Annotated in this window: 22 protein-coding genes; 8 read left to right on the top strand and 14 right to left on the bottom strand. The window is 59.7% G+C overall.

What is annotated here, in order from left to right; all coding sequences use genetic code 11:
* Positions 1 to 69: 69 nt before the first annotated feature.
* Genes GA0061100_RS17715 through GA0061100_RS17695 form a run of 5 tightly spaced genes read left to right on the top strand, consistent with a single transcriptional unit; the run spans position 70 to position 5,345 of the window.
* Positions 70 to 1,074 (top strand): ABC transporter substrate-binding protein, encoded by a 1,005-nt coding sequence (locus GA0061100_RS17715; protein WP_075854026.1) that lies wholly within the window; start codon positions 70 to 72, stop codon positions 1,072 to 1,074.
* A gap of 52 nt (positions 1,075 to 1,126) precedes the next feature.
* Positions 1,127 to 1,942, top strand: coding sequence for an ABC transporter ATP-binding protein (locus GA0061100_RS17710; RefSeq protein WP_075854025.1), 816 nt, complete (start codon positions 1,127 to 1,129; stop codon positions 1,940 to 1,942).
* Positions 1,943 to 1,945: 3 nt separating this feature from the next.
* The gene (locus GA0061100_RS17705; protein WP_075854024.1) at positions 1,946 to 2,809 is read left to right on the top strand and encodes an ABC transporter permease; all 864 of its coding nucleotides are present in this window, start codon (positions 1,946 to 1,948) and stop codon (positions 2,807 to 2,809) included.
* A gap of 55 nt (positions 2,810 to 2,864) precedes the next feature.
* On the top strand, positions 2,865 to 4,601 hold the full coding sequence (araD, locus tag GA0061100_RS17700) for an L-arabinonate dehydratase (protein WP_075854023.1): 1,737 nt from the start codon (positions 2,865 to 2,867) through the stop codon (positions 4,599 to 4,601).
* 18 nt (positions 4,602 to 4,619) lie between these two features.
* Positions 4,620 to 5,345, top strand: coding sequence for a ribonuclease activity regulator RraA (locus GA0061100_RS17695; RefSeq protein ID WP_075854022.1), 726 nt, complete (start codon positions 4,620 to 4,622; stop codon positions 5,343 to 5,345).
* Between the two features lie 54 nt (positions 5,346 to 5,399).
* On the opposite strand, the gene GA0061100_RS17690 is transcribed toward GA0061100_RS17695, so the two are convergent.
* The gene (locus GA0061100_RS17690) at positions 5,400 to 6,014 is read right to left on the bottom strand and encodes a DUF922 domain-containing Zn-dependent protease (protein WP_075854021.1); all 615 of its coding nucleotides are present in this window, start codon (positions 6,012 to 6,014) and stop codon (positions 5,400 to 5,402) included.
* A 64-nt stretch (positions 6,015 to 6,078) separates the two neighbouring features.
* Positions 6,079 to 6,615, bottom strand: a complete 537-nt coding sequence (gene recX / locus GA0061100_RS17685; protein ID WP_075854020.1) for a recombination regulator RecX — start codon at positions 6,613 to 6,615, stop codon at positions 6,079 to 6,081.
* A gap of 259 nt (positions 6,616 to 6,874) precedes the next feature.
* Between recX and GA0061100_RS17680 the strand changes: the two genes are divergently transcribed.
* The gene (locus GA0061100_RS17680) at positions 6,875 to 7,906 is read left to right on the top strand and encodes an aldo/keto reductase (RefSeq protein WP_075854318.1); all 1,032 of its coding nucleotides are present in this window, start codon (positions 6,875 to 6,877) and stop codon (positions 7,904 to 7,906) included.
* 55 nt (positions 7,907 to 7,961) lie between these two features.
* Here the strand turns inward: GA0061100_RS17680 and GA0061100_RS17675 are convergent, their stop codons facing one another.
* Positions 7,962 to 8,996, bottom strand: a complete 1,035-nt coding sequence (locus GA0061100_RS17675; protein WP_075854019.1) for an aldo/keto reductase — start codon at positions 8,994 to 8,996, stop codon at positions 7,962 to 7,964.
* Between the two features lie 93 nt (positions 8,997 to 9,089).
* Between GA0061100_RS17675 and GA0061100_RS17670 the strand changes: the two genes are divergently transcribed.
* Positions 9,090 to 9,992 (top strand): LysR family transcriptional regulator, encoded by a 903-nt coding sequence (locus GA0061100_RS17670; protein ID WP_075854018.1) that lies wholly within the window; start codon positions 9,090 to 9,092, stop codon positions 9,990 to 9,992.
* Positions 9,993 to 10,053: 61 nt separating this feature from the next.
* Here the strand turns inward: GA0061100_RS17670 and GA0061100_RS17665 are convergent, their stop codons facing one another.
* The 11 genes from GA0061100_RS17665 to GA0061100_RS17615 all read right to left on the bottom strand — a co-directional run bounded on the left by GA0061100_RS17665 (position 10,054) and on the right by GA0061100_RS17615 (position 19,427).
* Complete coding sequence (locus GA0061100_RS17665) at positions 10,054 to 10,713, bottom strand: peroxiredoxin (RefSeq protein WP_075854017.1); 660 nt, start codon at positions 10,711 to 10,713, stop codon at positions 10,054 to 10,056.
* A 110-nt stretch (positions 10,714 to 10,823) separates the two neighbouring features.
* Positions 10,824 to 11,408, bottom strand: a complete 585-nt coding sequence (locus tag GA0061100_RS17660; RefSeq protein ID WP_075854016.1) for an RBBP9/YdeN family alpha/beta hydrolase — start codon at positions 11,406 to 11,408, stop codon at positions 10,824 to 10,826.
* A 65-nt stretch (positions 11,409 to 11,473) separates the two neighbouring features.
* Positions 11,474 to 11,644: a hypothetical protein gene (locus GA0061100_RS34700; RefSeq protein ID WP_159444794.1), complete on the bottom strand. Its 171-nt coding sequence runs from the start codon at positions 11,642 to 11,644 to the stop codon at positions 11,474 to 11,476.
* 60 nt (positions 11,645 to 11,704) lie between these two features.
* The gene (gene msuE / locus GA0061100_RS17650; RefSeq protein ID WP_075854014.1) at positions 11,705 to 12,265 is read right to left on the bottom strand and encodes an FMN reductase; all 561 of its coding nucleotides are present in this window, start codon (positions 12,263 to 12,265) and stop codon (positions 11,705 to 11,707) included.
* Between the two features lie 381 nt (positions 12,266 to 12,646).
* Positions 12,647 to 13,843 (bottom strand): mandelate racemase/muconate lactonizing enzyme family protein, encoded by a 1,197-nt coding sequence (locus GA0061100_RS17645; RefSeq protein WP_075854013.1) that lies wholly within the window; start codon positions 13,841 to 13,843, stop codon positions 12,647 to 12,649.
* Between the two features lie 10 nt (positions 13,844 to 13,853).
* Positions 13,854 to 14,609, bottom strand: coding sequence for a sugar phosphate isomerase/epimerase family protein (locus GA0061100_RS17640; protein ID WP_075854012.1), 756 nt, complete (start codon positions 14,607 to 14,609; stop codon positions 13,854 to 13,856).
* Between the two features lie 66 nt (positions 14,610 to 14,675).
* On the bottom strand, positions 14,676 to 15,155 hold the full coding sequence (locus GA0061100_RS17635; protein WP_075854317.1) for a VOC family protein: 480 nt from the start codon (positions 15,153 to 15,155) through the stop codon (positions 14,676 to 14,678).
* Positions 15,156 to 15,235: 80 nt separating this feature from the next.
* The gene (locus tag GA0061100_RS17630) at positions 15,236 to 16,480 is read right to left on the bottom strand and encodes an ABC transporter substrate-binding protein (RefSeq protein ID WP_075854011.1); all 1,245 of its coding nucleotides are present in this window, start codon (positions 16,478 to 16,480) and stop codon (positions 15,236 to 15,238) included.
* Positions 16,481 to 16,492: 12 nt separating this feature from the next.
* Positions 16,493 to 17,593: an ABC transporter ATP-binding protein gene (locus GA0061100_RS17625; protein WP_075854010.1), complete on the bottom strand. Its 1,101-nt coding sequence runs from the start codon at positions 17,591 to 17,593 to the stop codon at positions 16,493 to 16,495.
* An 8-nt stretch (positions 17,594 to 17,601) separates the two neighbouring features.
* Positions 17,602 to 18,531, bottom strand: coding sequence for a carbohydrate ABC transporter permease (locus GA0061100_RS17620; protein WP_075854009.1), 930 nt, complete (start codon positions 18,529 to 18,531; stop codon positions 17,602 to 17,604).
* Complete coding sequence (locus GA0061100_RS17615) at positions 18,528 to 19,427, bottom strand: carbohydrate ABC transporter permease (protein ID WP_075854008.1); 900 nt, start codon at positions 19,425 to 19,427, stop codon at positions 18,528 to 18,530. Before GA0061100_RS17615 ends, GA0061100_RS17620 begins: the two co-directional genes overlap by 4 nt.
* A gap of 132 nt (positions 19,428 to 19,559) precedes the next feature.
* Between GA0061100_RS17615 and GA0061100_RS17610 the strand changes: the two genes are divergently transcribed.
* On the top strand, positions 19,560 to 20,366 hold the full coding sequence (locus GA0061100_RS17610) for an aldo/keto reductase (protein ID WP_075854007.1): 807 nt from the start codon (positions 19,560 to 19,562) through the stop codon (positions 20,364 to 20,366).
* Positions 20,367 to 20,389: the final 23 nt, after the last annotated feature.

Raw genomic sequence — 20,389 nt, 5'->3', positions numbered from 1 at the left:
ATACATTAGTGCTTTAGTTGGCGTAAGCCAACTTCATTTCTCAAGGGTTGGATCAATCGGGAGGAGCAAATGAGAGGATTTATTCGCTGTCTGACCGCGGTCGGCATGGTGATCGCAGGCACCTTTTCAGCTGGCGCGGCCGAAAAGACGGAGATTTCGATCACGCGTCAGCCGGGCATTCTTTATCTCGCCAGCCATGTGATGGAGACACAGAAGCTGATCGAGAAGCATGCGGCGGCGGATGGCCTGCAAGGCGTCAAGGTGGAATGGCGTACCTTCAGCGGCGGTGGCGCCCAGACCGATGCCCTGCTGTCGGGCAATGTCGACATCGTCAATACCGGCACCGGCAATCTCCTGCTGCTTTGGGACCGTACCAGGGGCAAGGTCAAGGGCATCGTCACCAATTCGGCTCAGCCGGTCATCATGGTCTCGCGCGATCCGCGCATTCAGTCGCTGAAGGACATTCAGCCGGGCGACAAGATCGCCGTGCCGACCGTCGGCGTCTCGACGCAAGCCATTCTGCTGCAGATGGCCGCCGCGCAAATGTATGGCGACGACCAGGTGCACAAGTTCGATGCCAATACGGTGCAGCTCGGCCACCCCGACGCGATGGCAGCGCTTGCCAACCAGACCCATGAGGTCAAGAACCACTTCTCCGCCCCACCCTTCCAGTATCTAGAACTGAAACAGCAGGGCGTTCACAAGGTCGTCGATTCCCGCGACATCATCGGCGGCGAGTTGACCCAGGGCACTTTCTTCACCACGACGCAATTTGCGAGCGCCAACCCGACCATCATCAAGGCCGTGCGCGAGGCGACCGCCGAAGCCATCGACTTCATCAAGAAGGATCCGAAAGCGGCCGTGGAAGCTTATAAGACCGTCAGCGGTGACAAGACCAGCGTCGAGGACCTGTTGGCCATCCTCAACGAGCCGCACATGATGGAGTTCCGCATGGATCCGCAGGGAACCATGAAGTTTGCGGCCCATCTCTACAAGATCGGCACGTTGAAGACGATGCCCAAGGCCTGGACCGACTATTACTTGCCGGAAGCAGCCGATCTTAATGGCAACTGACGCCTGCGGGCGGCGCGAATGCCGCCTTCAAGCCATTTCTCGGAGAAGGCTCATGCTTCAGGCAAAACTCGCGGCCGATACGCCGAACACGGAAACAATGACCACAAAGCCGCTCTTGAATGTCGACAAGGTAACGCTTCGCTACAAGACGCCGAACCTGCTGATCACCGCAACGGAAAACGTCAGCTTCTCCGTTGACCAGTCGGACCGCTTCGTCCTCCTCGGCCCCTCGGGCTGCGGAAAGTCGACCCTGCTGAAGGCCATCGGCGGATATATGACGCCGGTGACGGGCCGGATCGAGATCAAGGGGCAACCGGTCAGGAAACCCGGCGCCGACCGCATGATGGTCTTCCAGGAATTCGACCAGTTGTTGCCCTGGAAGACGGTGCTGGAAAACGTCATGTTTCCGCTGACGACCGCTCGCCGTCTGCCGCGCAGCGAAGCGGAGGCCATTGCCCGCGACTATATCGAGAAGGTGAAGCTCACCCGCGCGGTCGATACCTATCCCCACATGCTGTCGGGCGGCATGAAACAGCGCGTTGCCATTGCCCGCGGCATGGCGATGCAGCCCGATATCCTCTTGATGGACGAGCCCTTTGCCGCACTTGATGCCCTAACCCGCCGGCAAATGCAGGATGAACTCCTGCAGCTCTGGGAAGATACCCGCTTTACCGTCATCTTCGTGACGCATTCGATCGCCGAGGCAATCAAGATCTCCAATCGCATCCTGCTGCTGTCGCCGCATCCCGGCCGCGTCAAGGCCGAAGTGCGCGATGTGGAAACCGTTCGCGACGATCCCGCTGCCGCCGCCAAACTGGAGCAGGAGATCCATCACATGCTGTTTGCCGAGCAGGGTCACAGGGAGTAAGCCATGAGCGCACCGCAGATCATCCTTGCACCGCAGGCCACGGACACCGCCGGCCATATCGCAGCCGTCGAGCAGAAGCTCGGCGCGATGGAACTGCTCTGGCAGTCGGGCCTGTTCCGCAAGTCATTGCTGATCGTCGTCCTCGCCGTCATCTGGGAAGCCTATGCCCGGCATCTCGACAATCCGCTGCTGTTTCCGACGCTCAGCGACACGCTGACGGCGCTTTACGACCGTTTCGCCGACGGTGTGCTGCCGGCCCGCATCTGGACCACACTGAAGATATTGGTGACCGGCTACATCTCGGGAACGGTGCTCGCCGCCGTCCTGACAGTCGTTGCGATCAACACCCGCATCGGCACCGATTTTCTCGAAACCATGACGGCAATGTTCAATCCGCTGCCGGCGATCTCGCTGCTGCCGCTCGCCCTCATCTGGTTCGGGCTGGGACCTGCAAGCCTCGTCTTCGTGCTCATACATTCCGTCCTCTGGGCTGTTGCGCTCAACACACATGCGGGCTTTCTCGGCGTCTCGCGCACCTTGCGCATGGTCGGCGCCAACTATGGGCTGACGGGGCTGTCTTATGTCTTCCGCATCCTGATCCCCGCAGCCTTCCCGTCGATCCTCACGGGCCTGAAGATCGGCTGGGCCTTCTCCTGGCGCACGCTGATCGCCGCCGAGCTCGTCTTTGGCGTCTCCTCCGGCCAGGGCGGTCTCGGCTGGTTCATCTTCGAAAACCGCAATCTTCTCGACATCCCCTCGGTCTTTGCCGGCCTGCTGACTGTGATCGTCATCGGGCTTATTGTCGAAAACCTGGTTTTCCAGACGATCGAGCGCCGCACCCTGCTAAAATGGGGCATGAAGGAATGAGCAGGCGCACGGATTTATCCCTTCGACCAATATTCGAATACAAGGCGCAAATACAATGAACAGCAGGAAGAAGCCCCAGGACTTACGCAGTGCCAGATGGTTTGCCCCCGACGACCTTAGAAGCTCGGGGCATCGCTCGCGCACCATGCAGATGGGCTACGCGCCCGAAGAATGGACAGACAAGCCGGTCATCGCCATCTTGAACACCTGGTCGGACGCCAATCCTTGCCATGCCCATTTCAAGCATCGCGTCGAGGACGTGAAGCGCGGCATCCTACAGGCGGGTGGCTTTCCCCTGGAGCTGCCTGCGCTGTCGCTGTCGGAAAGCTATGTGAAGCCGACGACCATGCTCTATCGCAACATGCTGGCGATGGAAGCGGAGGAGCTGTTGCGTTCGCACCCGGTCGACGGTGCGGTCCTGATGGGCGGCTGCGACAAGACCACGCCAGGCCTCGTCATGGGCGCGCTCTCCATGGGGCTGCCGATGATCTATCTGCCTGCCGGCCCGATGCTACGCGGTAATTATCGTGGCGAATATCTCGGCTCAGGATCGGATGCCTGGAAATTCTGGGACGAACGCCGCGCCGGCACCATTTCGGAGAAGGAATGGGTCGATGTCGAGGCCGGCATCGCCCGCTCTTACGGTCACTGTATGACCATGGGCACGGCGAGCACGATGACGGCGATTGCGGAAGCACTGGGGCTGACGCTGCCCGGCGCGAGCTCGATCCCGGCGCCTGATGCCAATCATATTCGCATGTCCTCGGCCGTCGGCCGCCGGATCGTCGAGATGGTCTGGGAGGATCTCGTCCCCTCGAAGATCGTCACGCAGGCCGCTGTTAAAAATGCCGTCGCCGTCGCGATGGCAACCGGCTGTTCCACCAACGCCGTCGTGCATCTGATCGCGATGGCACGACGCGCCGGCACAAATCTCTCGCTCGATGATCTTGATCAGGCCGGGCGCACGACGCCGGTGCTCGCCAATATCAGGCCCACAGGCAAGACCTATCTGATGGAGGATTTCTATTACGCTGGCGGCCTGCGCGCCCTGATGGCGAAGCTGTCTTCCAAGCTCGATCTCTCGGCGCTTACGGTCTCCGGCTTCACCCTTGGCGAAACGTTGGAAGGTGCGAAATGCTACAATGACGATGTCATCCGCTCGCTCGACAATCCAGTGTATCACGAGGGGTCGCTTGCTGTACTGAAGGGCAACCTTGCGCCGACGGGTGCTGTCATCAAGCCGGCCGCCTGCGATCCGCGCTTTCACAAGCATCAGGGACCGGCGCTCGTCTTCGACAGCTATCCGGAGATGAAGGCCGCGGTCGACGATGAGGATCTCGACATCACGCCCGACCACGTCATGGTCCTGCGCGGCGCCGGCCCACAGGGCGGTCCCGGCATGCCCGAATGGGGCATGCTGCCGATCCCGAAGGCGCTGCTGAAGAAGGGGCACAGGGATATGCTGCGTCTGTCCGATGCCCGCATGAGCGGTACGAGCTATGGCGCCTGCATTCTCCACGTCTCGCCGGAATCGCATGTCGGCGGCCCGCTGGCGCTCTTGCGCAACGGCGACATCATCCGCCTCGATCTTGAGGCGCGGCGCATCGACATGCTTGTCGACGAGGATGAATTGCAGCGTCGGCGCGACGCCTGGGTCAAGCCGGCGGAAAAATTCGGTCGCGGCTACGGCTGGATGTTCTCGCGCCATGTCGCCCAGGCCGATACCGGCTGCGATTTCGACTTCCTGGAAAACAACTTCGGCCCGACGCCGGGCGAACCCGACATCTATTGATCATAGAGGATATATCGCATGAGCAATTATGTGCTGAGCAGCGAGACGCGCGACAAGCTGATGGGTGTGGCAACACCGACGATCGCCACCGCACTTTTCCGGCGGGGCCTGCGCAACCAGTTCATTCAGGATGTGCGGCCGCTTTCGCCGAAGAAGGCAAACATGGTCGGCCAGGCCTTCACGCTTCGCTATATTCCGGCGCGAGAAGACCTGAACACGCTGGAAGTCTTCCGCAACCCCGAACATCCGCAGCGCGCCGCCGTCGAGCAATGCCCGCCCGGCTTCGTGCTCGTCATGGACAGCCGCAAGGATGCGCGTGCTGCATCGGCCGGCTCCATTCTTGTCTCGCGCCTGCAGGTACGCGGCGTGGCCGGTGTCGTCACTGACGGTGGTTTCCGCGACAGCCCCGAAATCGCCGCCCTCGACATCCCCTCCTACCATCACCGCCCGTCCGCCCCGACGAACCTGACCCTGCATCAGGCGATCGAAATCAATGGCCCGATCGGCTGCGGCGATGTGGCGGTTTTCCCTGGTGACGTGCTCGTCGGCGACAATGAAGGCGTCATCGTCATCCCTGCCCATCTCGCCGATGAGATTGCCACTGAGACCGTGGAAATGACGGCCTACGAGGACTTCGTCACCGAGGAAGTCATGAACGGCGCGACCATCATCGGCCTCTATCCCGCGACCAGCGATGCGCCGAAACTTAAATTCGCGGAATGGCGGAAACAAAAGGGCCGCTGATCCACTTTCAAGCGAGCGCAACCGGAAGCATTCGGCCGGCTGCGCTCGTTGGCACTATTCTTCCTTGACCAGTTTCAAAACGAGCTGCTGGAGATTGCCACCATCGCTGAATTCGACCTTGTCGAAATCGCTGTTGCGACGCCGCTCTTTATTGGAAATCTCGCCGAGCCGCTTCGTCAGCTCGATACGGATCTTGCTGCATTTCGGGTCGTCGGGCACGGAGAAGCCGACGCTCATCGCCTCTATCTCCTTGACCATGTCCTTGATGAAACCACCATGCACCCGCTCATGCGCCTCGACCCCGGCGATGAATTTCTGCCAGCTTTTGCGGGTCGACGCCGGCAACTGGGCGGAGGGCTTCGGCAATGTGTAGGTGATGATCAGTTTCGGTATATTGACCGTGATCGCGCAGGCACCATCCGGCTGTAGCGCGTATTTGCGCGTCCATGTCAGCTTGAAATCGGTATGCGCAATCGCTCTCACCTTGGGTCCGAGCAACGGGCCGCGCTCACCGATGGAATCGTAAAGCTCACGCCCCGATGTTCCGGTGATCGTGTAAGTCTTGGTCGTCTCGACCGCCTGCCGGTCGGCATGGGCGGCCATCGGCAAAGAGGCAATACACGTCGCCGCTGCGAGTAATCGAATGTCTGCTTTCACGAATATCCCCATGACCACCACTTCAGGTGCGGCGAAGCTAGCCAGAGGTAGCGACTATTTCAATGAGCAGATGGCGTCAGAATACCGAACTCGAGGCCAGCATGTCCTCTGCATCTTCTCTCTCCATCTCGAAGACCCTCTTGCCGATGGCGAAGCTGAAACCATTGCGGGCGAAGGCAGATAATTCTTTTGCCTTGCGCTTCTCGTCGAGATCGCCGCGCCGAAAAGGACCGAAGCCGCGTTTCCTGGCAAAAATCACGGCAGAATGGAGATCGTCGACCTCCTCCACTGCCGCAACGACAGTCTCGCCGCTAATGCCCTTGGATGCGAGCTTGAAGGCGATGGCTTTCTTCGATTTTCCGGAACGGACCGCCGAGCGCGTGCTGATTTCAGCGAAGGCGACATCGTCGAGCACTTTCAGCTCATAGGCGAATTTAACCGCGAAATCGGCAAGCGCCTTGATCTGCACCTCGCTGATATCTTCGAACTTCTGTTTCGCCTTCTTGGCGATCGCATCGGACAATTGCCTCTCGGTCATCATGCGACGTTCGAGACGATAAATCGTGGAGTTGCGTGCCCAGGAGAGCATGCGGCTTGTCGGCGTTTCATCCATGAAGGAAGACATTTGGCGAAGTAGGAATCATCACGAAGAATTTTACGCAAGCCAGGCCGCCCAGGCAATGAATACGCTTGGTAATCATGGGATGATTGGCTATGCTCTCTTTGCGGCCAAGGTGGTAAAACGCCGAGCGTCGAATCCCATCGACGGTGGAGGCCGTCTCAAGCACCACATTGCTATGGATCACGGAGCCTGCAGCTCTCCCGAGAGCTTTGCCGATCGGGAACCAGCGCTCCGTTCAGAGGAGGCAGGAATGGATTATCGCAAGCTCGGCCCAAGCGGGGCCGTTGTCACGGCCTATTGCCTTGGCACCATGACATTCGGCGCGGAAGCGAGTGAGGCCGCGTCGCACAAGCTTCTTGACGATTACTTCGCATGGGGCGGCAACTTCATCGACACCGCCGATGTCTACAGTGCCGGCAAGTCGGAAGAGATCATCGGCCGCTGGCTGAAGGCGCGTCCGACCGAGGCTCGCCAGGCCGTCGTCGCCACCAAGGGCCGCTTCCCGATGGGCAACGGTCCAAATGACATCGGCCTTTCGCGACGGCACCTGGGGCAGGCCCTGGACGACTCGCTGCGTCGTCTCGGCATCGATCATATCGATCTCTACCAGATGCACGCCTGGGACGCCCTGACGCCGATCGAGGAGACGCTGCGCTTCCTCGATGACGCCGTGCGCGCCGGCAAGATCGGCTACTACGGCTTTTCCAACTATGTCGGCTGGCACATCGCCAAGGCGGCCGAGATCGCCAAGGCGCGGGGCTATACGCGGCCGGTGACCCTGCAGCCGCAATATAATCTGCTCGTGCGCGATATCGAGCTCGAGATCGTCGATGCCTGCCTCGATGCCGGCATGGGCCTGCTGCCCTGGTCGCCGCTCGGCGGCGGCTGGCTGACCGGCAAATACAAGCGCGACGAGACGCCAACCGGCGCCACACGGCTCGGCGAAAACCCCAATCGCGGCAGCGAAGCCTATGCCGCGCGCAACGCCCAGGAGCGGACCTGGGCGATCATCGAAACCGTGGAGGAGATCGCCAAGGCACGCGGCGTCAGCATGGCGCAGGTGGCCCTTGCCTGGACGGCGGCGCGTCCGGCCGTAACATCGGTCATTCTCGGCGCCCGCACATCCGAGCAGCTTGCCGACAATCTGGGTGCCGCCAAGCTGGCGCTGTCGGAGGCAGAGATGGGTAGGCTCAACGAGATCAGCGCGCCACAGCCTGCCGCCTATCCCTATGGCGAAAGCGGACGGAACCAGCGCCACCGCAAGATCGAAGGTGGCCGCTAAGAAGCATTCGGCGGCGGAGCCAAAATTGCTCCGCCGCCGCCATATCATCCATTCGTCAAATCAGCGGCGGATTAAGCCTCGCAAAACCCTCCTGTCGCCGATAGGGGAAATAGGGATAGGGGGCCGTCACCGCGCTCACCTTGTCCAGCCTTTCGATCTGCTCCCTGGAAAGCGTCCAACCGACCGCACCGAGATTTTGGCGCAACTGCTCTTCATTGCGCGCACCGATGATGACGCTTGAAACCGTCGGCCGGCTTAGCAACCAGTTGATGGCGATCTGTGGCACGCTTTTTCCGGTTTCACCGGCGATCTCGTCCAGGACATCGACAATATCGAACAGCTTCTCGTCATCGACGGGCGGGCCGAAGGATGCGGTTTCGTGCAGCCGGCTTGTCTCCGGCAAAGGCTGGCCGCGGCGGATCTTTCCTGTCAGCCTGCCCCAGGCCAGCGGGCTCCAGACCAGCGCACCGACATTCTGATCGCTGCCAAGGGGCATCAGCTCCCATTCATAGTCACGGCCTGCAAGCGAATAATAAACCTGATGGGCGACATGGCGCACATAGGAATGCTTCTGGGACACGGCAAGCGATTTCATCAACTCCCAACCGGAGAAGTTAGAGGCGCCGACATACCGGATCTTTCCCGCTCGCACGAGGCTATCCAGCGTGGAGAGCGTTTCCTCGATCGGGGTCGAGGCGTCGAAGGCATGCAACTGTAACAGATCGATGTAATCGGTGCCGAGGCGACGCAAGGCCGCATCGACCGACTTGATCAACCGTGAGCGCGAGCTCCCCCAATCGGCGGGTCCTTCGCCCATCGGAAGGGCGGTCTTTGTCGAGATCAGAACGGCATCGCGCCGGCCCCGGATCGCCTCGCCGAGCACCTCCTCCGACGCACCGGCCGAATAGACATCGGCAGTGTCGAAAAGATTGACGCCCGCTTCCAGGCAGATATCGACCAGACGCCCCGCTTCGGCCGCATCCGTCGAGCCCCACGCGCTGAATAGAGGGCCACTGCCGGCAAAGGTGCCGGCGCCGAAACTGAGAACGGGAACACGCAGGCCGGAAGCGCCAAGATTTCTGTAGTCCATCATCTGTCTCCTGATGTTTTCTCAAGAGATAGATCCTTCCATCAAGATGATATAGATTGCCAGAAAGAAACTGATTTATGATTTGAATTCATCATGAGCCGTCAAGAGATCAATCGTTCCGGTGAAATGGAAGTCTTCGTGCGCGCCGTAGAGCTCGGCGGCTTCACCGCCGCCGCCATCGCCTGCCGTATGACGCCGTCTGCCGTCAGCAAGCTCGTCACCAGGCTGGAAAAGCGCCTCGGCACGCGCCTCATCCATCGCTCGACAAGGCGGCTGCAGCTCACGCCCGAAGGCTGCTCCTTCTTCGAGCGCAGCGTTGCCATCCTTGCCGATATCGCCGAAGCCGAGCGCCATGCTTCTGCGGGAGAGCAGGTTGCCGGGCATATTCGCATCAATACCAGCGGCTCCTTCGGCAACCATGCGCTCGCTCCGCTTGTTCCCGGCTTCATGGCGCTGCATTCCAATGTTTCGCTGGAGATCTTCCACACCGATCGCGTCGTCGACTTGATGGAAGAGCGCGCCGATGTCGCGATCCGAGCCGGGCCACTGAAAAGTTCCAGCCTCACGGCCCGCAAGCTCGGGGTGGCGCGAAATATCATCGTCGCATCGCCAGATTATCTACGCAGACATGGGACGCCGCGCTCCGCGGCCGAGCTGACAAAACATTGCCGCATCGGCTTTAGCTATTCCAGGGCGATCGAAGGCTGGCCGTTGCTCGTTGATGGCGAGGTTGCGACGATCCCCGCTGCACGTAGTCTGCAGGTGGGCGACGGCGAAGCCATGCGTCATCTTGCGATCGAAGGCGCAGGCATTGCCCGCCTTGCCGCCTTCACCGTCAGATCGGATATCGCGGCCGGCCGGCTGCAGCCGGTGCTGGAAGACCTCAATCCTGGCGATACCGAGGAGTTTCACGCCGTCTATATCGGCCAGGGCGGCCCCCTGCCTGCCCGCGTGCGCGCCTTACTGGATTTTCTGCGCGAGAGTGTCAGCTTGTGAAAAAGCGATGCGGCCGTCTAGGCCGCATCGCATCCGTTGGAAATTTTAATCGTGACGCCGATCAGGCTGATGGCTGCCGGGTCTTGCGCAGATAGGGCAATACCGTATCGAACGAGCCGAAGCGGGTGATGGCGTCTTCGTTGGAAACGGCGGCGGTGATGATGACATCTTCGCCCTGCTGCCAGTTGGCCGGCGTTGCCACCTGATGCTTCGATGTCAGTTGGATCGAGTCAATCGCACGCAGGATTTCGCCGAAGTTGCGGCCCGTCGTCATCGGATAGGTGAGGATCAGCTTGATCTTCTTGTCCGGGCCGATGACGAAGACCGAGCGAACCGTGGCATTGTCGGCGGGCGTGCGACCCTCGGAGCTGTCACCGGCGCCGGCCGGCAGCATGTCATAAAGCTTGGCGACCTTCAGGTCCTTGTCGCCGATCAGCGGATAATCGACATCGAAGCCGGTTGCGGTCTTGATATCGTTCTTCCAGCGGCCGTGACTTTCGACCGGATCGACGGAGATGCCGATGATCTTGACACCACGCTTGCGGAACTCACCTTCGAGGCCAGCCATCGCGCCAAGCTCGGTCGTGCAGACGGGCGTGAAATTCTTCGGATGCGAGAAAAGAACGGCCCAGCCGTCACCGATCCAATCGTGGAACTGAACCTCGCCCTGCGTCGTCTCTGCCGTGAAATCCGGGGCGATATCGTTGATGCGCAAACTCATTGTCTTACCTCCAAACAATCTGCCCCGACGCACGCTTGAAATGGCGCCCAAGGGACGAGAAAAAATCCGCCGCAGAATGGCGTCGAATGTCCGATATGAAAAGCCTTCTTTTAAATAGGCGCCGCAATTGCCGCTGAAAACCCTTGCGGCCTACGATGCCTGCCGCGTGTCTTCAGCATTTCGAGAAAACCGTAGCCGCTTGCCCAGCGCCCGAAACCGCTCGCTACGTTGATATGTCCGGCAAGACCGATATTGCGAACATCCGAATTCCAGAGCCGTCCGAACATGCCGAGCCTGTCGAGGCTCATATAAATGTCGTTCAAACTCCCGACCGTCATGCTGGGGAAAGGTAAGGCTTCCGTCGGCATGGTGCCGAAAGACAGATGCCCGGAATGCAGGGCTTCCGTCACCGGAATATCGCAGGGCGCAACAAGCAGCGCACCTTTGACCTTTCGCGCAGCCTCGCGGCCAGCCAACCTCGCCGTCAGCACGCAGCCCAGACTGTGGGCGACGATATAGGCCTCACCGGCCTCTTCCAGTGCGGCTTCCAATTTTTCCATCCAGCTACTGAGATTGGGAAAGTCCCAGTCGTCCTGCTCGACGAGCCGAACGTCGTGATGATCCTGCAGCCAATAGCGCTGCCAATGTCCCTCGCCCGAGCCGAAAAGGCCAGGCACAATCAGTACTCTGGTCATGTAAGCCTCACGAGAAAAAGCGACCGAATGCAAAGCTTGCGACAGGAAACCAAAAGCGCATCCCCTCAATACCAGGGCGCGGGGGACGTGCACCAATAGTAGATCTCGTAGTCGCGCGCTGAAAGCTCTCGCTCGGCGGACCCGGGCCGATCAACGGGCTGGATGGGTCCGTTCGCATCTCGCAACGCACGCCCGGCGAAAATCGTCTTCAGGCGGCTAATGACATTCCATTTCATGTAACCCTCCATTTGGTTGATAAATCCGAGGCGGCGGGATGCAATTTGTCCATCAGCCTATCATTCGGCCGCGGCGAGCACCCTTACCGAATGCGGGAAGAAAGCTGAGAGCTCGCCGACGACTTCATTGATCCGGTTGGCGAGCGGTTCCGAAGCGACCTTGTAATCGGTAAAATCACGATCCGATGCATAGACTGCGGTTGGCAGGGTATGAGCCATGAAGAAACCGAAGAGCGGCCGCAACTGATGTTCCACCATCAGCGCATGCCTGTCTCCGCCGCCGGTCGCGGTGATGATGATCGGCTTGGCACGCAGTTCGTGCGGATCGATGAGATCGATCAGATGCTTGAACAGCCCGGGATAGGATCCCTTGAAGGTTGGCGAACCGATAATCAGCGCATCCGCAGAGACGATATCGTCGATCACGCCTTTCGCCTGGTCATCGAGATCTTTGCGCCACTGGGTAGCGCCGAGGGACGGACCAACATCATGCAGATCATAAACCTTGCTTGCGAAGCCATATCGATCGCTTGCCAGATCCGCGACGGTCTGGACCAGCGCGTAGGTCTTCGACGGCCTGTTGAAGCTGCCGGCAATGCCGACGAGTTTGGGCGCACTCATCTCTTCCCTTCCGGAGATCGCATGCGTTTTCGATAATGCGAATATTGTCCATAAAAATAGTAGATTAAAAGAAACAGTGATCTCTGAAGGCGCCGGAATTGGAAAATCTCTTTCTACATTCCTGGCGTGCGGGCGCGCCGCAACAAATGTCACAGGCGCCAAATGGCGGCTCGAATGGGATGCATTGTCCTACCGGAGCTGGAACAGGGCATTGCAAGACACACCGCCGCAAGGAGGCTATTCATTGCTCTCGCAGATCGGTTGTCGAGAAAGCCCGCTTCTCCCGCTACCATCGATCGGACAGCCGCCCATCTTGCATTCAGTCACGCGGCCGAGACGCGCCTTGCGATCGATATCGATCTGCCGCCGCTCCAAAGAAGTTCAATCAAAAAACACATGATCTTCTTCTGTCAGATAGGGCCTCGCCTTTTCCGCATTCAGTGTCACCCCGAGGCCAGGAGCATCCCAAACCATTATGTGACCGTCTACGACCAAGGGCTTCGGCAATCCATCCACGATATCGTACCACCAGGGCGGATCGCCGACGGTATATTCAAAGGCGACGTAATTGTGCGGAAGTGCCGCGCAGACCTGGACCAGGGCGGCAAGTCCCAGCAAACCGTTGGCCGTCCCATGCGGGGCCATCAGAATACCGTGCAGATCGGCATACTCGGCGATCCATTTGAGTTCGGCGATACCGCCGACGTCGCAAGGGTCAGGCCCGATAATATTGACCGCCTTGCTTTCGATCAGCGGCTTGAAATTCTGCCTGAGATAGATCTGCTCGCCGGTGTGGATCGGGGTTGAGGTCGACAAGGTCAGATCGCGATAGACGTCCGCATTGACGAAGGGCGAATAATCGCCAGTCAGCATGTCTTCGAGCCAGACGAGATTGAACGGCTCGACCGCTCTTGCGAACCGGATCGCATCGGGCACCGTCCAGCCGGGACCGCAATCGAGCGCCAGACCGATCTCGTCACCCAGCTCCTCCTTCATAGCAGCGACGCAGGCGACCATGTGCTTTAGCCCGCGCTCGGTGAGCAGGCCGCGGTCATGGGCGCCGTGCATCCCGCCGGCTTCCGGATCGCCATAGAAGAAATCCGGCACCTCGACACGCATGCGGCTGTGAAAGCCGATCGGCTGCTTGACGATGGTGAAGCCCTCGCCTGCCGCCCTCATTGCACGGCAGCTCCAGGCATAATCTTCGGGCGCAAAGCCAGTCATCGGCTCGCGGACCGCACCATTATAGACGCGAACCCGATCGCGCACCTTACCACCCAGAAGCTTGTAGACCGGCACGCCCGCCGCCTTGCCGGCAATGTCCCAGAGTGCCATCTCGATGATGCTGACGACCGCTCCCCAGGGCTTGAAGCCGCCTCGCTGCCGGATGCGCAGCATCACCCGCTCGACATCAGTGGGATCGAGACCAATGAGCGCATCCCGGAACGCGAGAATGTAGGGTTTGAGGAACGGCTTCCAGGTTTCCGCCTGGGCATAACCGTCGATGCCGGCATCGGTGACGATGCGGATAACGGGGCTCGAGCCGATAACGGCACACTTGACGTCGACGATCTTCACCTTGCCGCCCCTACAAGCCGAGTGAGCGGATGTGGTCGATCGATCGCCTGGCAAAGCGCCGCCAATCGGAGGGATTGTCGTGCTCCGTGACGATGTGATCCGCCCGGGTCTTACGGAAGTGCGGAACCAGCGCCGCCCAATCGATGATGCCGTCGCCGGTTGCGACCCAGCCGTCATCGACCGTTGTTCCAAGAGGCGCCGTGTCCTTGGTCTGAATGGCGATAATGCGATCCGCGTAGCGCTCCAATTCCTTGGCGGGATCGGCACCGGCGCGCGTGATCCAGCCGCAATCGATCTCGAACAACACCTTGTCACCGACACCGAGAATGTGATCGATCGGCCTTGAGCCGTCTGCGAGCGGGACATATTCGAAATCGTGATTATGCCAGGCGACCTTCAGGCCATGCCGCGCCGCGCGTTCGGCGCCCTGTGCAAGCCGCTCGCCGATCCTCTTCCAAAAATTGGCGGTATCCACCCGCTCCTCCTTCGACACAAAGGGCGGGATCATGTAGGTCGCGCCGAGCGTCTGCGCGATCTCGATGAAGCGATCCGGCTCGGCAACCAGGCCCTTCAGCGGCATGTGAAATCCGAAGCAGGCAAGGCCGGCATCGTCGATCTGGCGCCGAAACAGCCCGGGATCGCTTTCATAGGCCGGCAACCACGGCTCGATCGCGTCATAACCCAGGGATTTCAGCAGGGGAAACTGCGCGTGAAGCGGCGGGAAATTCCTGGACGAATAAAGTTGATACGCAATCGGATAAGCCATGGATCTGCTCTCGGCGGGGGGAACATCGAAGATGACCGGCCCATCGTCGGGAAGGGCCGGCAGACATCAGCCTTGCGGCTCCTTGTCCTTGTCGAACTCAAGCAGCTCGACCATGACGCCGAGGTCCTTGACGGTGTCATAATAGGCATAGCGGCCGTGACCGCCGTCGAATTCACCGCGCTGCAGGAGCCGATGGCCTTTGTCCTCGAGAAATGCGTTGCGCTTCGTCAGATTGCGGGTGCGGAACGCGATATGATGGCAGCCCGGCCCTTTCTCTTCCAGCAGGTCGCGCCAGGCGCTTTTCTCCGGTCCCGGCTGCAGGAATTCCACATCGATATTTCCGAACTTGAACATCATGATGCGGCAGCCGACGGCGGCAGGCTTGCCGTCGTAAATCGCCTGCGCCATGTCAGGCTCCGCAGCCCTGCCCTCCTTGGGCACGGGTTTGCCCGTCAGATCGGAGAACCATTGCGCCGACTTCACCACATCGTCGGTGACGAAGCAGATCTGCATCACGGCATCTTCATCGAGAAGTCTTGTATCCATGTCTATCTCACCTTCCGTTCCAGTTTCGCTGCCCGTGGCAAGAAAGCTTGCCGCCAAGCCAAACGTCATGCTTCCGGTCTCTATTTGAGAATGGCCTCGTACTGCTCCTTGAGCGCAGTGACCGCCTGGTCCACCGTCATGTTCGGATTGCTCCAGTAGTTGAAAGCCACTTCCCAGATCGCCGACTGCCAGTCCGCATCGACCATCGAGTGAGGGTTCTGCACCTGGTGTGCGGGATCCTTCAGCATGTCGAGGACATTCTTCGAGCAGACATCCAGCGTAGACGGGTCGACATCGGTGCGCACCGGCGTCGAGCCCTTTGCCGCCGCGAAGGCGGCGTTGATCTTCGGATCGACGATGAGCTTGGCAAACTCGACTTCCGCGGCGTCCTTTTCGGGCGACTGCTTGCCGAGAATGCCCCAGGCATCGACCGTCACAGACAGCGCCTTTGAGCCGGGGATCTGCAGGCAGCCGAAATCCTTGCCGGCTTCCTTGCCGGCAGCACGCCACTCGCCCTTCATCCAGTCGCCATGGATTTGCATGAGTGCCTGTCCCTCGATCACCATGTTGGTGGTCATGTTCCAATCGCGATTGACCGAACCCGGATCGGAAGCCTGCTGGAACTTGCGCAGCCACTCGAACGCGGTTCGAAGCTCCGGCGCATCGAGCGCGGCCTCATCCGGCTTCGGTCCGTAGATCCTGGTAAAGAGATCGGGGCCGCCGACGCTGGCGACCAAAGTATGGGTGAGATAGCCGACCTGCCATTGCTGGGCGCCGAGCGCCAGCGGCACAATACCGGCCTTCTTGATCTTGTCGAAGTCGGCGTACATTTCATCAAGCGACGTCCATTTCGAAGGATCGACACCTGCCTTCTTCGCCGCCTCGATATTGTAATAGAGCATGCCGTCGATATGAATGCCGAGGGGAATCTTCATGATCTGGTCGTCGACGGTGATCGACTTGATGACCGAAGGCGGAAACTTGTCCAGCGCCCCATCCGCCTTGAAGACGTCGGTCAGCGGACGACCGAGCCCCATATTCGTCAGATCGCGGTAAACAGCGGGATTGTTTTCGGAAAACACGTTCGGTGGCTGGCCGCCCGTTACCAGGTTCATGAGGTTGACGTTGGAGCCGGTGTCATGCGGGATAGTGATGTCGATCCACTTGATCCCCTTCGCCTCCGCCGCTTTTCTCAGGACGTTGAGAGCAGCGACCTCGGCTGGCGACGACCATTTCTGGTAGATGACCAGGTCTTCGGCGTGAACGACCATCGGACAAATGACGATCGACGCTACCAGCCATGCCTTTTTCCAGTTTCTTAGCATGCGTTCCTCCCACTAAAGCCGCCGCCCGCTCTGGGCGTCGAAAAGATTCAATTTTGTTCTGGGATAGGTCACGGTAACGAGCTCGCCGGCCTTCAGCCTGGCGGCGCGATCCGGCTCGATACGCACCGCGATCAGCGAGGAGCCAAAGCTAAGCGACAGGATCGCGTCGGACCCCGTGCGCTCGACGATCCGCACCGGCAACTCCAGCGAGCAGGCGGCCGAAGACGAGGACGCGCCGATGACAAAATGCTCGGGCCGCATGCCAATGATGATCGGCTGGTCATGGGACGGATGCTGAGTGCAACAGTCATAACCGGAGAGATCGAAGCGCCGGCCGTCAGCCGCGATCGCGCTCAATCGCCCCGCATCCTGCACAACCCTGGCTTCGACAAGGTTCATCGCCGGCGAACCGATGAAGCCGGCAACGAAGAGATTTGCCGGCTGTTCGTAGACCTCGTCGGGCGTGCCGAACTGCTGGATCGCACCGCCATTCATGACGGCAATCTTCGTTGCCATGGTCATCGCTTCGATCTGGTCATGCGTGACGTAGACAACAGTCGGCTTGAGCTCCTCATGCAACTTCTTGATCTCGAGCCGCATCTCCGTCCGCAGCTTCGCATCGAGATTGGACAGCGGCTCATCGAAAAGAAGTACGTCGGCGTGCTTGACGAGGGCTCGGCCGATGGCGACGCGCTGGCGCTGGCCGCCGGAAAGCTGCGCCGGCTTGCGGTTCATCAAAGCTTCGAGCTGCAGCAGGCTTGCCGCCCATTTGATCCGCCGGTCCGCCTCCTCGCGCGGCAGCTTCAGCGCCGACAGGCCGAAGCGCAGATTTCCCTCCACCGTCTTCGTCGGGTAGAGCGCATAGGATTGGAAGACCATTGCCAGTCCGCGATCCTTGGGATCGAGTTCGGTAACGTCGCGTTCGCCGATCATGATGCGTCCGCTGGACACGTCGGCAAGGCCCGCCAGCAGGTTCAGCAATGTCGTCTTGCCACAGCCGGACGGGCCGAGCAGCACGAGAAAATCGCTGTGATCGATCGCCAGATTGAGACCGGAAAGGACTTTGACCTCACCAAATTTCTTGACGATATGTTCGAAGGAAACACTTGGCATCCGTTGCCCTAACCCTTGATCGCGCCAGCCGAGATTCCCTGCACGAAGAACTTGCCGAGGAGGAAGTAGATGAACAGAGGTGGGATGGCGGTCAGCAGCGCTGCGGCCATATTGGCATTATAGGCAACCGTGCCCGTCGATACCGTCACCATGTTCGCGAGATTGACCGTCATCGGCGCTGCCCCGAGGCCGCCGAACGTCACGCCGATCAGATAGTCGTTCCAGATATGCGTGATCTGCATGATCAAAACGACGATCAGGATATTGCCCGACATCGGCAGGATGATCTCGACGAAGATTTGCCAGAACGAGCCGGAGTCCATCATTGCCGCCTTGGTGAGATCGGCAGGAATATCCTTGTAGTAATTCCGAAAGATCAGCGTCAGGACGGGCATCGAAAGCACAGTATGAATAAAGGCAACCGCCCAGAGCGAGCCATAGATCCCCATACCGACCGTGATGACGATCAATGGATACATGATGATCTGGAACGGCACGAAGGCGCAGAGAAACAGAAGAAACAGGAATGCGCCCGTCCATCGCACATTCCATAGCGCCAGGGCATAGCCCGTCACGGCCGACAGTGAAATCGAGGCAACCAACGACGGAAACAGGATTGCGACGGAGTTCCAGAAGCCGCCCCGAAGGCCGGTACAAGTGATACCGGAACAGGCCTGGCTCCAGGCATAAACCCACGGCTCGATCGTCCATTCCCGCGGCAGCGAGAAAATGGCACCTTCACGGATCTGATCCATCGACTTGAACGAGGTAACCACAAGCACATAGAGCGGTATGCAAAAGAAGAGTGCTGCCATGGTCAGGAAGACAAGTACCGCGATCGAGCGCCCCTTGATGCGCTTCTTCGCCCTCGGAAACATGACCTCTACCGGTGCTTCCGCGGTAACGACCGAGGGTCTGATGGTTGCGATATCGCTCATGCATGACCTCCATTGCGAGCCGTGCGCTGCTGCCAGGCGGTCAGTGCGACAAGCGGCAGGAAGATCGCCAGGGTAACGACGAGCATCATCGAGGCGGCGGCCGAGGCGTAGCCGAGATTGCTCTTCTCCGTCATCGCCTTGATCGTGAAATAGGCCGGCAGCCAGGTGGATTGGCCGGGGCCGCCATTGGTCATCGCAACGATGATGTCATAAGCCTTGATGACCCCCAGCGAGAGCAGGATCGCGCAGGTGAGGAAGGTGAATTTCATCATCGGGATGATGACTTCGAAATAAACGCGCCAGAGGCTGACGCCATCGATGCGCGCAGCACTCCAGATCTCCTGATTGATGCCCTTGAGACCGGCGAGCATGAGCGCCATGTAGAAGCCGGAGCTTTGCCAGACGGAGGCGAGAATGATCGCATACATCGCCGTCTGCCCGTCATTCAGCCAATTGAAGCTGACGCCGGTAAGACCGATGCCGTGCAGGAAATTCTCAAGTCCGAGCTGCGGGTTGAAGATCCAGCGCCATGCAACACCGGTGACGATCAACGAGACAGCGAGCGGATAAAGAAAGACGGTCCGGAAGACGTCCTCGCCGCGCCGTTCGCGTTCGATCATGGCGGCAAGAATGAAACCGAGCACGATCGCAAGCGCGCTGCCGATCGCAAGCACGATCAGATTGCGAAGCGATATCTCCCAGCCGGCATCGGCAAAGAGCCTGGTGTACTGGCGGAATGGATTGGACCAGTCGATCTCATAGTCCGGCAGGCGCCGGCTACGAGTGAACGAAAGCACGACGGTCCAGACGATCGATCCGATGAACGCGACAACCGTGATCAGCACGGCAGGCGCGAGCGCAAGCTGCGGTGTGACCCGGCTCCATCTCAATGCCATGGATTTTCCTCCGATCAGCCTGTGCCGCCTCCTCCAGCGCTTGCACATCCTGATATTAACGTTAATACTAGCGCCTTCTCGATGGGCGTCAAGCACGTATTTGCCGACCGGGAGTCTTTTGGAGGAGACATCATGACAGCTTCAATTCCACGGCTGGGCTTTGGGACTTGGGGAAGAACGGGCGCCGATGGCATCGCTGCAATTCTCTATGCATTGGAGACGGGCTATCGCCATCTCGACACGGCGCAGTCCTATGGCACGGAGGCCAGCGTCGGCGAGGCAATGCGGCAAAGCAGACTGAAACGGGAGGAAATCTTCGTTACGACGAAGATCAAGGTGGACAATCTCGACCCCGGAAAGCTGCTGCCGTCGCTGCGGAAAAGTCTGGAAACCATAGGTATCGATCAGGTCGACCTGACCCTGATCCACTGGCCGCCGCCCTATGACCGCATCGAGCCGGAAGTCTATCTCGAGCAAATCGCCGAAGCTCAGGCAATGGGGCTGACGCGCATGATTGGCGTCTCGAACTTCACTATTGCCCTTCTGGAAAAGGCCGGGGCACTTCTTGGCAGGGGCGCTATCGCGACAAACCAGATTGAACTCAACCCCTTGTTCCAGAACCAAAAAATTGCCAGCTACTGCAAGGAGCACGACATCCTCGTCACCTGCTATCAGCCGGTCGCGCAGCGCCGGATGGGCGATGTCGAGCAGATGCGGGCGATTGCCGTCCGACATGAGGCAACCGTCGAACAGGTGGCGCTCGCCTACGAACTTTCCAAGGGCTATGCGGCCATCCCGACCTCCTCGAAGCCGGAACGCATTCGCTCGAACTGGCTGGCACACAAACTTAATCTGACCGCCGCCGACGTGGAAGCGATCGATGCCCTGCCGCAAAGTTCACGGGCGATCGATCCGCCCGGGGCGCCACTCTGGGATTAAGAGATATCAGGTCACGCAATATT

The organism is Martinezella hainanensis (assembly GCF_900094555.1).
Taxonomy (GTDB): Bacteria; Pseudomonadota; Alphaproteobacteria; order Rhizobiales; family Rhizobiaceae; genus Rhizobium; species Rhizobium hainanense.
Note: the sequence above shows the minus strand (reverse complement) of the source record. Positions and strands in the feature narration are given on the sequence as shown.

What these genes read in the sequence shown, in the direction of transcription:
- GA0061100_RS17615 (WP_075854008.1), bottom strand. Translation starts at nt 19,427, where the DNA reads ATGGCATTGAGATGGAGCCGGGTCACACCGCAGCTTGCGCTCGCGCCT.
- GA0061100_RS17715 (WP_075854026.1), top strand. Translation starts at nt 70, where the DNA reads ATGAGAGGATTTATTCGCTGTCTGACCGCGGTCGGCATGGTGATCGCA.
- GA0061100_RS17670 (WP_075854018.1), top strand. Translation starts at nt 9,090, where the DNA reads ATGAGCCGTCAAGAGATCAATCGTTCCGGTGAAATGGAAGTCTTCGTG.
- GA0061100_RS17665 (WP_075854017.1), bottom strand. Translation starts at nt 10,713, where the DNA reads ATGAGTTTGCGCATCAACGATATCGCCCCGGATTTCACGGCAGAGACG.
- GA0061100_RS17640 (WP_075854012.1), bottom strand. Translation starts at nt 14,609, where the DNA reads ATGGCTTATCCGATTGCGTATCAACTTTATTCGTCCAGGAATTTCCCG.
- GA0061100_RS34700 (WP_159444794.1), bottom strand. Translation starts at nt 11,644, where the DNA reads ATGAAATGGAATGTCATTAGCCGCCTGAAGACGATTTTCGCCGGGCGT.
- GA0061100_RS17680 (WP_075854318.1), top strand. Translation starts at nt 6,875, where the DNA reads ATGGATTATCGCAAGCTCGGCCCAAGCGGGGCCGTTGTCACGGCCTAT.
- GA0061100_RS17635 (WP_075854317.1), bottom strand. Translation starts at nt 15,155, where the DNA reads ATGGATACAAGACTTCTCGATGAAGATGCCGTGATGCAGATCTGCTTC.
- GA0061100_RS17630 (WP_075854011.1), bottom strand. Translation starts at nt 16,480, where the DNA reads ATGCTAAGAAACTGGAAAAAGGCATGGCTGGTAGCGTCGATCGTCATT.
- GA0061100_RS17660 (WP_075854016.1), bottom strand. Translation starts at nt 11,408, where the DNA reads ATGACCAGAGTACTGATTGTGCCTGGCCTTTTCGGCTCGGGCGAGGGA.
- GA0061100_RS17610 (WP_075854007.1), top strand. Translation starts at nt 19,560, where the DNA reads ATGACAGCTTCAATTCCACGGCTGGGCTTTGGGACTTGGGGAAGAACG.
- GA0061100_RS17695 (WP_075854022.1), top strand. Translation starts at nt 4,620, where the DNA reads ATGAGCAATTATGTGCTGAGCAGCGAGACGCGCGACAAGCTGATGGGT.
- recX (WP_075854020.1), bottom strand. Translation starts at nt 6,615, where the DNA reads ATGGATGAAACGCCGACAAGCCGCATGCTCTCCTGGGCACGCAACTCC.
- GA0061100_RS17620 (WP_075854009.1), bottom strand. Translation starts at nt 18,531, where the DNA reads ATGAGCGATATCGCAACCATCAGACCCTCGGTCGTTACCGCGGAAGCA.
- GA0061100_RS17705 (WP_075854024.1), top strand. Translation starts at nt 1,946, where the DNA reads ATGAGCGCACCGCAGATCATCCTTGCACCGCAGGCCACGGACACCGCC.
- GA0061100_RS17625 (WP_075854010.1), bottom strand. Translation starts at nt 17,593, where the DNA reads ATGCCAAGTGTTTCCTTCGAACATATCGTCAAGAAATTTGGTGAGGTC.
- GA0061100_RS17675 (WP_075854019.1), bottom strand. Translation starts at nt 8,996, where the DNA reads ATGGACTACAGAAATCTTGGCGCTTCCGGCCTGCGTGTTCCCGTTCTC.
- msuE (WP_075854014.1), bottom strand. Translation starts at nt 12,265, where the DNA reads ATGAGTGCGCCCAAACTCGTCGGCATTGCCGGCAGCTTCAACAGGCCG.
- araD (WP_075854023.1), top strand. Translation starts at nt 2,865, where the DNA reads ATGAACAGCAGGAAGAAGCCCCAGGACTTACGCAGTGCCAGATGGTTT.
- GA0061100_RS17710 (WP_075854025.1), top strand. Translation starts at nt 1,127, where the DNA reads ATGCTTCAGGCAAAACTCGCGGCCGATACGCCGAACACGGAAACAATG.
- GA0061100_RS17690 (WP_075854021.1), bottom strand. Translation starts at nt 6,014, where the DNA reads ATGGGGATATTCGTGAAAGCAGACATTCGATTACTCGCAGCGGCGACG.